Raw genomic sequence first — 12,465 nt, forward strand, 5'->3', positions numbered from 1 at the left:
CAAAAAATCCCCAACATCATCACACACCACCGCGGGGTGGAGCAGCCCGGTAGCTCGTCAGGCTCATAACCTGAAGGCCGCAGGTTCAAATCCTGCCCCCGCAACCACTGAATAAGTCCTTGATCGGACACAATAAACCCGCCCCTCAAAGGCGGGTTTTTTTTGTTGCCAAGCACCAGGAACATAAAAATCAATCGCTGAAAATAATAGTCTTGCTGCCATTCAGGATTGTGCGCCGCTCAATGTGATAGCGCACCGCACTGGCCAGTACGCGACGTTCTATATCCCGACCTTTGCGAATAAGATCTTCAGGAGAGTCCGCATGGGAGATGCGTTCGACATCCTGTTCAATAATTGGTCCCTCATCCAGATCGCTCGTGACATAATGAGCCGTAGCACCAATCAGTTTTACACCCCGGGCGAAAGCCTGATGATAAGGTCGTGCTCCCTTGAAGCCAGGCAGGAAAGAATGGTGGATATTGATGCAACGTCCAGCCAGTTTCTGTGAAAATTCATTTGAAAGAATCTGCATGTATCGTGCCAAAATAATGAGTTCAGCCCCGCTATCCTGAAAAATCTCCCAGATCCGCGCTTCCTGCATGGCCTTCGTATTTTTCGTAATCGGCAGATAGTGAAAGGGAATTCCGTAAAAATCGGTGTCGGCATAAGTGGCAGCGGGATGATTGGCAATGATCCCGACCGGCTCGATGGGAAGTTCACCAATACGCCAGCGATACAGCAGATCAACCAGACAGTGATCAAATTTCGAGACCAGCAGAAGGACTTTATGAGGCTTGCTCATGTCGGTCAGGGACCACGTCATCTCGAGATGAGAGGCTGCTTCTGCCAGTGTTTTTTCAAGCTTCTGGGAAATTAAATCCGAATGAGCAATATCAAAGACAATGCGCATGAAGAACTGATGCACATCCGTATAATCAAACTGCTGCGCTTCGGTAATATTTGCGCCAAGCTCATAGAGCCTTGCACTGATCATGGCGACGATGCCAGGACGGTTAGGGCAGCTCAGCGTCAATGCAAACGTGAAATGGGACGCAGATAAACGGATCATCTTACACTCGTTCAGAATTCTGGACGCCGCCGTTCATGGCGACATAAATATCGTCGAACAGGCTTTGCGCGAGACTGCGGAAAACCATGAATTCGTAATGCAGGCGGGACTCCCGGCAGATCAGAACGACCGGGATATGTCCCGCAAGCGTCAGAGCGACGCGCCCTTTCTTAAAAACAGAAGGGTGAAAATCTACGGGTACAAGTTTTGTCGCAATGGCGGAGGCGCCCGGTCCAGAGAGCAATAGTGTGACCCGACTGTCAGTCTGATTCGTCACTGCTGCGTGTCCTTCACAGAGCGTTGCCAGATGCGCTGTCAGGCTTCCCCCTTCCGGCCCGCGGCAGAACCATTGATTGTGCCCCGCCCGGAAAGCAGCGTACGCGCCAGAGCCTGTTTCTTCCTGAAAACTGTCAGACAGCATGACCCCCAACGTCTCTCTGACTATGCCAGTGACAGCGTCAAAATGCCCTTTGAAGGGGCCGATGCTCACAATCTCTTGCTCTGGAAGCAGGGCAAGAGTCAGGGTGCCAACCATCACGCGATCCTGCATCACCGGGCGCGCTGGGAGGAGAACATCAGCCATGAAGATGCGTCCCTTCCGGATCGACAAAAACTGGAGAAACAACCCGGGCTTCAGTGACCGTTCCCGCAAGAGGGTTATGAACGGACATGACTTCGCCCAGACGGGCCGGACCGTTCTGTAGGAAGCCCAATCCGATCCATGATCCTACGGTTGGCGACCAGGCTGATGATGCAATCCACCCCTGATCGGACGCGGCGGTTGCTTCTGCGCCCTTGGGCAGAAGATGCGCGCCTGAAACCAGCGGAGCATCAGGCAGAAGTGGCTGTAACCCAACAAGCGTAGCGCGCGCAGGATCGGTCAATGCCTCACGCTGCGCCATGCGACGCCCAATGAAATCCTTTTTTGTAGAGAGCATGCGCCCCATTCCCAAATCATGAGCGGTGGTCTGTCCGTTCAACTCCGGACCTGCGGGATGACCTTTTTCAATACGCATCACCCCCAGAGCTTCCGTGCCGTAAGGTGCAATGCCGTAAGGTGCCCCCACGTGCATCAACTGACGCGCCAGAGCATCTCCATATCGGGCGGGAACAGCGATTTCGTAAGCCAGTTCGCCAGAAAACGACAACCGGAACAGGCGCGCATTTACTCCGCCGCAAACAGTGACTTCCGCCGCCGCCATATAGCCGAATGCCTCGTTCGAGAGGTCAAACTCCGGATCAACGATCTGCCGGATCACATCGCGCGACCTTGGCCCCGCAACCGCGATCTGTGCCCACTCCTCTGTGACGGAGATGAACTGGACATCCAGCTCCGGCCAGAGGCACTGATGACAGAACTCCAGATGCTGCATGACGCCGGCCGCCTTTACGGTGGTGGTCGTCATGACGTAATGGTTTTCGCTGAGACGCGCCGTTGTCCCATCGTCGAATACAAAGCCATCTTCGCGAAGCATCAGCCCGTAGCGCGCCCGCCCGACAGGCAGCTTCTGCCAGGCATTGACGTACAGACGATCCAGAAACGTCCTGACATCCGGCCCCTGAAGATCGATTTTCCCCAGAGTGGTCACATCGCAGAACCCAACCCCGTTCCGGACCGTCTGCACTTCGCGATTGACGGTCTCGAGCCAGTGGGTTTCTCCAGCGCGTGGATACCATTGCGCGCGTCGCCACATCCCGTTGTCTGTAAAAACGGCCCCCTGTTCTTCCGCCCAGCGATGGGTCGGGGGAAGACGGTGCGGCTTGAAATGTTTCCCCCGATGAGCTCCGGCCAATGCCCCCAGTGCAACAGGCTGCACAGGAGGGCGGATCAACGTCGTCCCAGTCTGCGGAATGGTCCGCCCAGTGATTCCCGCCAGCAGAGCGAGCGCGTTGACATTGGCCGTCTTGCCCTGATCGGTCGCCATGCCAAGCGTCGTATAACGCTTGAGATGCTCAACCGACTGAAATCCTTCTTGCGCTGCCAGCCTGACGTCCTTGGCCGTGACATCATTCTGGAAATCAACAAAAGCCTTGCCCGCCCGCCGCATGTTTTCAGCATCCAGACCGTGCCAGACAGGTGTGATGTCGTAAGTCTCGTCCACCACGCTCGGGGAGGTCAACGTCTGTTCCCGTTCGTCCCCGCAGCCAGTTTTCCCGGCAGCTGCCAGATAACCCGCAGCCAGACCGCTTTCAAATGCACCCCGGTTTGTCATCACACCTGACGCCACCCCGGCAACATGCAGATCCTGATCGGTAGCATTCGGAGCTGGTACAAAAGCCGCGATATTGTCCCGGTAAACGGGGCGCGTACCATGATGGGTCGTAAGGGCGATATCTGGTGACCACCCGCCCGAAACAGCAATAAGATCGCATCCCAGACGGTGCTCTTTGCCGTAATTGTCCCGAATGACAGCCGCCGTTACACCCAGTCGTCCGAATGTATTGGCAATTGTCGCATTGGCGAAAAGCTTCGCTCCGGTCATGCTCGCCAGATCCTGCGCCGCCTTTGATGGATGAGCACCAGCCTCCACAATAGCCACAACACGCGCACCAGCCCGCTGCAGATCTGCGACAGTCCGCAAACCGTCATTGTTATTGGTGTAAACAATGACCCGACGGCCCGGAACCACACCGAAGCGATTGATATAGGTCCGCACACTCGCCGCGAGCATGATACCGGGCCGGTCATTGTTCGGGAAAACGATCGGCCGCTCGATTCCGCCTGTCGCAAGCACGCATTGTTTTGCCACCACACGCCAGAGCCGTTGACGTGGCTGTCCGTCCTGCGGCGTCGCCAGATGATCGGAAACACGCTCAAGCACGCCATATGTGCCGCCGTCATACCGGGCAAAAACGCAGCTCCGGGTCATGATCCGCACATTGGGCATCTCTGAGAGACGCCGTTCCGCATCCAGTGCCCACATCCAGCCCGGACGGCCATCAATCAGGGTCGCATCACAGCGCAAACGTCCCCCCGCAAGAGCATCCTGTTCACAGAGAATGACCTGAACGCCGCTTTGCGCAGCCGCCAAGGCAGCGGAAAGGCCTGCTGGCCCCGCGCCCACAACCAGCACGTCGCAGAAAGCATTGCTCTTCTCATACCGATCGGGATCAGCCTCCTTGGCCGCACGCCCCAGTCCGGCCGTGCGACGGATAATCGGCTCGTAAACTTTTTCCCAGAACGATGCCGGCCACATGAAGGTCTTGTAGTAAAACCCCGCCGTGAAAATGGGTGAAAACAGCCCGTTCACCCCCAGGGCATCCACGGCAAGACTTGGCCAGCGGTTCTGGCTGGAGGCAACCAGCCCGTCGAAAAGCTCTGCCACGGTTGCGCGCGTATTGGGTTCGCGCCACGGACCCTGCCGCAGTTCTACAAGAGCATTCGGCTCTTCCGGCCCCGCGGAAAGAAGCCCGCGCGGACGGTGATATTTGAACGACCGACCCACAAGACGCACGCCGTTGGCCAGCAGGGCAGAAGCCAGCGTATCGCCCGGATGGCCGACATAGGATTTCCCATCAAAGGTAAATCTGATGTGCCGGTCCGTATCGACACCGTTGCCGCCGCCATGACGAAATGCCCGGCCACCAGCCTGTGCCAGACCGCGAAACATGGATCCGCTCATGGAGCATCCTCCACAGAAACCGCATTCACGCTGTGAACGGCGTGCGTAAGGGTGTTGCGCTCCACCACCAGCCAGGCCCTGCAGCCTGAGCCGTGGTACCAGAGCTCTTTATGCGCTCCGCAGGGATTGTCCCGCAGATACACATACGCGATCCAGTCTTCCTCCGGAGCCTCCAGGGAGGGCCGACGGACAGTGGCATCGCCGCGATAGGAAAATTCTTCCAGCCCGCGCGGGCCACAATAAGGACAAGTCAGACGCATGGCAGGACCCTCAATGCAGATTGGGTTGTGCGCCCATGCCTTTTTCGTCGATGACGGCGCCTTTTCCGAACCGGTCGAGACGATAGGCCGTTGCGACGTCATGAGGCTCATCACGAGCCAGTAGATGGGCAAAACAGAGGCCGGACGCAGGTGTGGCCTTGAAGCCGCCGTAACACCACCCCGCATTCAGATAGAGCCCGCCTACGGACGTCCGATCAATAATCGGGCTCCCATCCATGGACATGTCCATGATCCCGCCCCACTGCCGAAGCAGCCGGACACGCCCGATGCGTGGCATCAGCGCCATGCCCCCCTCAAGCACATCCTCCACAACAGGCAGGTTCCCCCGTTGTGCATAGGAATTGTAGCCGTCGATATCCCCGCCAAAAACAAGGCCACCCTTATCGGACTGGCTGACGTAAAAATGCCCGGCCCCGAAAGTCGCCACACAGTCGATGAACGGCTTCAGTCCTTCGCTCACAAAGGCCTGAAGGACATGACTTTCAATCGGCAGACGCAACCCGGCCATCGCCGCGACCCGTGAGGAGTTTCCCGCACAGGCCAGACCAATTTTTCTGGCGCCCACAAAGCCCCGCGTTGTCTCCAGACCCGTAACGCGCCCGTCATGAACCCGAATGCCCTTAACCTCGCAGTTCTCGATGATATCGACCCCCAGCCGATCGGCCGCACGGGCATAGCCCCACGCCACGGCATCATGACGGACAGTACCGCCACGCCGTTGCAGAAGACCGCCCTGAATGGGGAAGCGCGCATTTTCGAAGTCAAGAAAGGGAAGCTTCGCCCGGACGGCCTCCCGGTTCAGAAGCTCAGCATCCACCCCATTGAGGCGCATGGCATTTCCCCGCCGGATATAGGCATTGCGCTGCGCGTCATTATGGAAAAGATTGAGGACACCGCGCTGGCTGACCATCGCATTGTAATTGATATCCTGCTCGAGCCCTTCCCAGAGCTTCATGGACTGTTCGTAAAACGGAACATTGCCCGGAAGGAGATAATTCGAGCGCACGATCGTCGTGTTGCGACCGACATTACCCCCACCAATCCATCCCTTTTCCACAACCGCGATTTTGGTCAGACCATACCGGCGCGCAAGATAATACGCTGTCGCAAGCCCGTGGCCCCCACCGCCAACGATGACGATGTCATAATCTTTCTGAGGCGCCGCCTTGCGCCACGCCGGTTTCCAGCCGGTATGGCCACGCAGCGTTTCCCGCAGAAGGGAGAAAAATGAATAGCGCTCGCCGGACATATGCACCCTTGCTCCAAGGAATGATGCAAGCATAAGGTGCCCTTTGCGGACACTAATATAATTTTTCCTTATGGTATGGCTGTGGCAATCAATCTCCCGCCTTTCGATGCGAATGCTCTGAGCGTTTTCCTTGCCGTCTGCGAAAAAGGCAGCATGGCGGCCGCCGCACGCAGCCTCGGGATCACGCAACCGGCCGTCTCCCAGACCATAGCGGACTTTGAAAACCGGATCGGTGCCATCTTATTCGATCGAAGTGTCCGTCCCCTCGCCCTGACCGCTGCCGGAACGGTTCTGCGGCAATATGCGGGAAATCTTATTACGGAAATGCACCAGATCGCCTGGCGCATGCAGGAAATGCAAAAAGGCCGGGTCTCGCACCTGCGGATCGGGATTGTCGATTCCCTCTCCAAAGCCATTCTGAAAGACTTTTCCGCCTTCATGCAGGACCGGGTGGAACATCTCGTGGTTTTGGCCGGGCTGACCGAATCCCACGCTGCCGCCCTCCTGACACGCCAGATTGACTTCATTATTGGCGTCGATGATCTCGAGGATGTTCCCGGTCTGGAACGCTGGCCCCTGTTTGAAGAGCCTTATGTCCTCGTCACACCCGCAGGAACCCCGGCCCCTGAAAACCGTGAGGATCTGGAAACCCTCCTGACTGGCATGCCATTTGCGCGTTTTTCGCTCCGTTCCAGATCCGGCTCCGAAATCGAGCGCTTTTTACGCCGCCTGCGGATTGATGCTCCCAAAGGTCAGGAATTCGATCTACCGTCCGGTGTTCTGGCCGCGTGCCGGAATGGAAGTGTCGCCATTTCCACCCCGCTCTGCATGAGCGAAGCAGGCTACGATCCACAAGAAGGACTGACCGTTCATCCCTTGCCGGTCGGAGGGGTGCGCAGACGCCTGACACTCGTCTCGCGCCGACGGGAATTCGGGCGTCTTCCGCTGGACATGGCTGAAATGCTCCGCCAGTCTCTGGTCACGAAAACAGAGCCCATACTCAGAAAACTCTTCAAGACGATCTATCAGAACTGAGCACGTCACGAACAGCTGTCAGCGTTTTTCACCCCTCAGGCAGACAGATTTTTCCCCTGCGTTTCAGGAGCCCAGAACCCGCAGATCATGGCACCTGCGAATAAAAGAACGGCAATCGCTGCCAGACTGGCCGACAGGCCGTATTCTGCGATGGCAGCGGGAAAGGCCATCGTGCTGAGTGTCGCAACAAACCGACTGCTGGAAACCATCAGGCTTACCCCCGTGGCCCGCAGATCCGTCGGGAAAACTTCTGGCGGATAGACATAGGTCAGACAGTCCGCCGCGGTCAGGATAAAGCCAAAAGCCGTCAAAAGCAGAAGCATCATCAGCGGCGGAGGCGCAAACAGGCTGATTATGAAGAGACAGCTCCCCTGAAGAACAAAGCTGCCGACAATCAGCGAACGCCGCCGGAAACGCTCGACAATCCATAACCCTATGACAGAACCGCTCAGCAGCAGCGCATCATAAAACAGTCCGCTCTTGAACGGGTCATGAAGCCCGGCATTTCGCAGAACTTCCGGCAGAAACGCACTCAGGACAAGATAAGGAACATTGTGCAGAACATAGAAAAGCGTCGCCCCGATACTGCGGGGCCACTGCCGCCCGGAGAATAACTGCACCACACGACCCAGGGTGCCTGACCGGCCTGAGGACGGCGTGCCGGAACTCCGGGGCGGCAGTTCAACAGCACCAAAATAGCGATCCGCAATCCTGCGGGCATCGGCAATCCGCCGCTGGGACAGAAGCCACAGAATGGATTCCGGCATCCCGTAGCGCAAAAGCGCGGCACAGAGCGCGGGGAGGGCCGCGCTCATGAAAATGATTGTCCACGTCCCCTGCGGCCAGGCGAGATGCATGACATAACCAATGGCGTAAGCAGATGTATAGCCCCCCACCCAGGCCACACTCAGCCAGCTCATCAGTCTGCCGCGGGACGCCGAGGGAAGGAACTCACTGACATAGAGCTTGCCGGCAACGTAATCGATACCCAGCAGACAGCCGATAATAAAACGCAGAATGAGCAGACTGGTCAGATCTGAAGTGAGCGCATGAAAAAGCGCCAGGAATACAAAAGCCATCATGTCGAACGCGAAAGGAAGCCTGCGCCCGATTTTATCGAGGATCGGGCTGGCAAGCAGGCTTCCAAACAGAAGCCCGGCCAGCGGGGCAGACGCCACCAGACCTGTCTGATGGGGGCTGAGATGTAATGCGGATGTCAGACTGGGAAGGGCAGGGCTGATGGAGCCCAGAACATAACCATCCGTAAAAATGCCGCACGCTCCAGCAATCAGGACCCTGATATGGAACTTCTGAACTGACAGTTCATCAAACAGCATTACATTTTCCCAGGCAGTGGCTACCATTCCAGCTTCACATCGAACGTACTGTCTTGTCACGGGTCTTTCGGACCACGTCTTTCAGGAACATGGAGTTCATCATGAATGAAGTCTCAGCCAACCGCGTCGTCATGATATCCGGCGCCAATCGTGGCATCGGAAAAATTCTTTCCCAACAGTTGCAGCAGGCTGGCTGGCGGATCAGTGCAGGCGTCCGGGATGCATCCTCCATGACGTCTGGCCCGGACATGTTCGTGCACGCATTCGATGCGAAACAGCATCAGGAGAAAGCGTGGGTCGAGGCCACACGCGCCCATTACGGCCGGATCGACGCCGTAATCGCAAATGCCGGCGTCATGATCCCATCGTCAATCATCGATATCAGTGACGAGGATATGGACACGATGCTGACGGTCAATCTGCGCTCGCCAATCCGATTGGTTCAATCCGCATGGCCCTCTCTCAAGTCCTGTCAGCGGGGACGTGTCATCATTCTGGCCTCCCTTTCCGGCAAACGTGTCAAATCCGCCAGTTCGGGTCCCTATGCCATCACCAAACATGCCGCCGTGGCCCTGGCGCATAGTATCAAGAAGACAGGCTGGGCAGACGGCATCAGGGCAACGGCCGTCTGTCCCGGCTTCGTCGCGACCGACATGGCCCGGAGCATTACCTCAAAAGGCGATGCGGAAATGACGCAGCCAGAGGACATCGCACGCATGATTCTGGCTGTTCTGGACCTGCCAAACACCGCCAATGTGGCCGAACTTTCAATCAGTTGCTCGGAAGAAGACCTTTACTGAACACCACCAAAGACAGACCGTTCCATCAAAGCGGTCTGCCTGCCATCGTCATGTCCAGTGCCACTGCGGCAGGTTCCACAGGTTGGAGCGGACATTGACGTTACTTTCATATCCCGCCAGATCATCCTTTACGCCTTCGATATTATTGACCTGATAAAACGGCAGCATGGGCAGATCTTCACGCAGGATTTTCTGGATCTGCCGATAACACTGGATGCGGGCTGCACGATCAAACGTCCTGTTTCCTTCCTGAAACAGTCGGTCAACGGCAGGATTGGCGTACTGGAACACATTCTGTCCCCGCCCACCTTTCGCCGGGGAGGCCGTTGACGTGAAGAAACTGGACGCGTCCGGATCAGACCCGGTCATGTAATCGACGGAAACCAGCGCGCTATCGAACTCGGAATTGACCCAGTAATGCCCCCACATCACGGCAGCCGGACGGTCCTCGATCCGCATGATGATGCCGATATCCGCCAGATACTGCTGAATGATTTCCTGCGCCTGCGTGCGAAGGGCATTGCTTGAGGTCGTTGCATTCGTGAATTCCAGCCGGATGCCATTGCGCGACCGCACCCCGTCATGGTTTTTCCGCCAGCCCGCCTGTTCCAGTTTTTCCGCCGCCGCATCGGGATCGAAGCGGTGTGCGGGCAGATCCGGGTTAAAGAAAGGAGATTCGGCGGGAAGGAAGGATTCCGTTGATATCTCAATGCCCTGAAAAAGGGTCTTGAGCATGGTCTCCTTGTCGATGGCTTCGTAAATCGCCTGCCGGACGGCCAGATCCTGAAAATATGGCCGCCCCATATTGAAAGCGAGCCCCTCCACGAAGGGCTGGGGGGCCTGAATGATGGTCCGTTTCTCAAGTGTTCGGGCCTGCGGATAGCGGTCAGGCAGAATGCCCTGCATGCCCAGATAATCGATTTCGCCGGTCTCGAACTGCGTGAACATCACCGTCAGATCAGGAATGTACCGGATGATCGCTTCCTCGATCTCCGCTTTGGGAAGATGGTAATGCGGGTTGGCCTTCAGGCGGATCTCTTCGGACGGAATCCGCTCCCCCCAGAGGAATGGCCCGGACCCAACGGGCGCGCGCGAAAAGGCGGACGTGTCGCTCCTGTTCTTCAACAGATGCGACGGAACAATCATGGCACTCGCAAGCACGGCATGGAACGGCGCATAGGGCTCGCGCATATGCCAGCTCAGCTCGGAGGAGCCGGTCTTCTCGATATGGTCAATGAGGTCGAAGCCGCTGCGGGTGTAGGCCGGGAATGATGGATCCCGCAGGGTCTGGAGCGTGAACAGCACATCCTCTGCCGTGACCGGCTGTCCGTCATGCCACAGCGCATCGGTCCGAAGCCGGATGCGCCAGGTTCGGCCATCCGGGGAGATATCCCCGTTTTCAAGGGACGGAATGGCCGTGACGAGATCCGGTATGAAGTCGCCTCGGGCATTGATCCGCCACAAGGGGCTGAAAAGATTCATCAGCACCCCGTCATCCACTTCGATATGAGGCAGAAGAGGATGAAAGACGGTCGGCTCCTGAGACAGGCCAACAATGATCTGCTTCTGGCTGGAGGGCGCAGTCCCCGCCGCCGGAGCCGGGGCGTCGGCAGCCACGGCATGTCGGGGAGAAAATGCCCGGCAGGCCACTTCCCCCAGAAATCCCGCGGCAAGGGTCAGGCTCTGGCGGCGGGAGAGCTGAAAGGAGCCTGCCATCCCTCAGAAGCCGCCGATCAGCTGGATGGGCGTGCCGTCCGTAAACCGCGAAAGCCGGAACGGCGTGGGGTCCACAACAGGCGTCGTGCCCGTAACCAGATCGGCCGTGAGCTGGCCGGCGCCGGGCCCAATGCCAAATCCGTGCCCCGAATACCCGGTGGAAATGGTCAGGCCGGGCACGGAAGAAAGCGTATCAATGACTGGCACGGCATCGGGAACAACATCGATCATGCCGCCCCAGTGCTGCAGAACCGGAATATGCCCGACCGACGGAAAGAAAGCCTCCAGCTTCGCCACCATGGAGCGTGTCAGCTTGACGTTGGGTTTGGGGTCAAGGGTCCGGGTCTTTTCGAACGCCGTGGGCATGTCGAGGTCCCACCGCGTCGGCGTCAGAAGCTCCGTCAGGAACCGGTTGTCGAGGCGTGGGGAAACGGCTTTGCGCTCAGCGCGGAAGGCCGGGAGATATTGCAGCCCGAGTTTGAACATATCCGGCACGATCGGCACGCTCAGCCCGACGCTGGGCGCAATATTGTAACCTCCGTCATCACGCTTGCGGAAAGCAACGGAGCCCAGATAGGCCGAAACATCCGGAAGTCCCTGCACCGGAGCCGTCCGGCAGACCGAGGAGAGGACTTTCATCTGCGGCAGGGAAACTCCCAGATTGCCGCAGAAAAGCCGGGACCAGGCCCCGCCTGCAACAACAACCTGGCTCGTGCGGATATAGCCCAACTCCGTCACCACGCCGCAGATGCGTCCGCCTTCCCTGTCAATGCCGCGCACCGCGCAGTTCTGCACGATGCTCGCGCCCATCTCCCGCGCCGCCAGCGCAATGACCGGGGCCGCGCGCTGCGGCTCGGCCCGGCCGTCTGTCGGGTTGTAGAGGGCCGACCTGAACGTCCCGACCAGACCCGGGAGAATGCTGTTGATCTCGTGCCCGGTCACAACCCGGCTGCCAATCTGGTAGGGCTGGGCATCGGCAACGAATTTTTCATGACGGGCCTGATCCGCCGCCGTCTTCGCAACCGACAGCACGCCACAGGCCGTAAATCCGGTGTCGATCTTCCGGTCGGAAAACTCCTTCCACAGCCGGAAGCTCTCCATCATCAGCGGCAGTTCACGGGGATCACGCCCATTGCGGCGGACCCACCCCCAGTTGCGGCTGGACTGCTCTCCGCCGACATGCCCCTTCTCGCACAGGACCACCGAGATGCCCCGCTTGGCGAGGGCATAGGCCGTGCTGACCCCCACAATCCCGCCGCCGACAATGACGACATCCGCGCTCTCGGGAGGAAGTTGATCGGTTGCGATGGATTTGACTTCAGGTCCCATAACACTTGTCCTTTGTTGTCATGAAC

Annotated in this window: 10 protein-coding genes and 1 tRNA gene; 3 read left to right on the forward strand and 8 right to left on the reverse strand. The window is 58.1% G+C overall.

The annotated features are described in order from the left end of the window. Nucleotides 1-30 precede the first annotated feature (30 nt). Nucleotides 31-107 (forward strand) — tRNA-Met (locus HKD27_RS09670). A gap of 83 nt (nucleotides 108-190) precedes the next feature. On the opposite strand, the gene purU is transcribed toward HKD27_RS09670, so the two are convergent. Genes purU through HKD27_RS09695 form a run of 5 tightly spaced genes read right to left on the reverse strand, consistent with a single transcriptional unit; the run spans nucleotide 191 to nucleotide 6,222 of the window. After that, nucleotides 191-1,069: a formyltetrahydrofolate deformylase gene (purU, locus tag HKD27_RS09675; RefSeq protein WP_194689491.1), complete on the reverse strand. Its 879-nt coding sequence runs from the start codon at nucleotides 1,067-1,069 to the stop codon at nucleotides 191-193. Between the two features lies 1 nt (nucleotide 1,070). Beyond that, nucleotides 1,071-1,652, reverse strand: a complete 582-nt coding sequence (locus HKD27_RS09680; RefSeq protein WP_194689490.1) for a sarcosine oxidase subunit gamma — start codon at nucleotides 1,650-1,652, stop codon at nucleotides 1,071-1,073. Beyond that, nucleotides 1,645-4,692 (reverse strand): sarcosine oxidase subunit alpha family protein, encoded by a 3,048-nt coding sequence (locus HKD27_RS09685; protein WP_228518448.1) that lies wholly within the window; start codon nucleotides 4,690-4,692, stop codon nucleotides 1,645-1,647. The genes HKD27_RS09680 and HKD27_RS09685 overlap by 8 nt, the downstream gene beginning before the upstream one ends. Further along, nucleotides 4,689-4,952, reverse strand: a complete 264-nt coding sequence (locus tag HKD27_RS09690) for a sarcosine oxidase subunit delta (RefSeq protein WP_194689489.1) — start codon at nucleotides 4,950-4,952, stop codon at nucleotides 4,689-4,691. Before HKD27_RS09690 ends, HKD27_RS09685 begins: the two co-directional genes overlap by 4 nt. 10 nt (nucleotides 4,953-4,962) lie before the next feature. After that, entirely contained in the window at nucleotides 4,963-6,222 is a 1,260-nt protein-coding gene (locus HKD27_RS09695) for a sarcosine oxidase subunit beta family protein (RefSeq protein ID WP_194689488.1), read from the reverse strand. An 81-nt stretch (nucleotides 6,223-6,303) separates the two neighbouring features. Here HKD27_RS09695 and HKD27_RS09700 point away from each other — a divergent pair, with 81 nt between their 5' ends. Continuing rightward, nucleotides 6,304-7,257 carry a LysR family transcriptional regulator gene (locus tag HKD27_RS09700; RefSeq protein WP_194689487.1) on the forward strand — a complete coding sequence of 318 codons (954 nt, stop codon included), beginning with the start codon at nucleotides 6,304-6,306 and terminating at the stop codon, nucleotides 7,255-7,257. A gap of 35 nt (nucleotides 7,258-7,292) precedes the next feature. On the opposite strand, the gene HKD27_RS09705 is transcribed toward HKD27_RS09700, so the two are convergent. Continuing rightward, a complete protein-coding gene (locus HKD27_RS09705; protein ID WP_194689486.1) occupies nucleotides 7,293-8,594 on the reverse strand; it encodes an MFS transporter in 1,302 nt (433 codons plus the stop codon). A gap of 101 nt (nucleotides 8,595-8,695) precedes the next feature. On the opposite strand from HKD27_RS09705, the gene HKD27_RS09710 reads away from it, so the two are divergent. Further along, on the forward strand, nucleotides 8,696-9,394 hold the full coding sequence (locus HKD27_RS09710; RefSeq protein ID WP_194689485.1) for an SDR family NAD(P)-dependent oxidoreductase: 699 nt from the start codon (nucleotides 8,696-8,698) through the stop codon (nucleotides 9,392-9,394). 48 nt (nucleotides 9,395-9,442) lie between these two features. Here HKD27_RS09710 and HKD27_RS09715 read toward each other — a convergent pair whose 3' ends face one another. Both HKD27_RS09715 and HKD27_RS09720 read right to left on the reverse strand, forming a co-directional pair. Then, a complete protein-coding gene (locus tag HKD27_RS09715) occupies nucleotides 9,443-11,110 on the reverse strand; it encodes a peptide ABC transporter substrate-binding protein (protein ID WP_194689484.1) in 1,668 nt (555 codons plus the stop codon). Between the two features lie 3 nt (nucleotides 11,111-11,113). Continuing rightward, nucleotides 11,114-12,439, reverse strand: coding sequence for an FAD-binding oxidoreductase (locus HKD27_RS09720; protein ID WP_194689483.1), 1,326 nt, complete (start codon nucleotides 12,437-12,439; stop codon nucleotides 11,114-11,116). Nucleotides 12,440-12,465: the final 26 nt, after the last annotated feature.

This window comes from Gluconobacter sp. R75690, assembly GCF_015244525.1.
Taxonomy (GTDB): domain Bacteria; phylum Pseudomonadota; class Alphaproteobacteria; order Acetobacterales; family Acetobacteraceae; genus Gluconobacter; species Gluconobacter potus.

What these genes read in the sequence shown, in the direction of transcription:
- purU (WP_194689491.1), bottom strand. Translation starts at nt 1,069, where the DNA reads ATGATCCGTTTATCTGCGTCCCATTTCACGTTTGCATTGACGCTGAGC.
- HKD27_RS09680 (WP_194689490.1), bottom strand. Translation starts at nt 1,652, where the DNA reads ATGGCTGATGTTCTCCTCCCAGCGCGCCCGGTGATGCAGGATCGCGTG.
- HKD27_RS09685 (WP_228518448.1), bottom strand. Translation starts at nt 4,692, where the DNA reads ATGAGCGGATCCATGTTTCGCGGTCTGGCACAGGCTGGTGGCCGGGCA.
- HKD27_RS09690 (WP_194689489.1), bottom strand. Translation starts at nt 4,952, where the DNA reads ATGCGTCTGACTTGTCCTTATTGTGGCCCGCGCGGGCTGGAAGAATTT.
- HKD27_RS09695 (WP_194689488.1), bottom strand. Translation starts at nt 6,222, where the DNA reads ATGTCCGGCGAGCGCTATTCATTTTTCTCCCTTCTGCGGGAAACGCTG.
- HKD27_RS09705 (WP_194689486.1), bottom strand. Translation starts at nt 8,594, where the DNA reads ATGCTGTTTGATGAACTGTCAGTTCAGAAGTTCCATATCAGGGTCCTG.
- HKD27_RS09710 (WP_194689485.1), top strand. Translation starts at nt 8,696, where the DNA reads ATGAATGAAGTCTCAGCCAACCGCGTCGTCATGATATCCGGCGCCAAT.
- HKD27_RS09715 (WP_194689484.1), bottom strand. Translation starts at nt 11,110, where the DNA reads ATGGCAGGCTCCTTTCAGCTCTCCCGCCGCCAGAGCCTGACCCTTGCC.
- HKD27_RS09720 (WP_194689483.1), bottom strand. Translation starts at nt 12,439, where the DNA reads ATGGGACCTGAAGTCAAATCCATCGCAACCGATCAACTTCCTCCCGAG.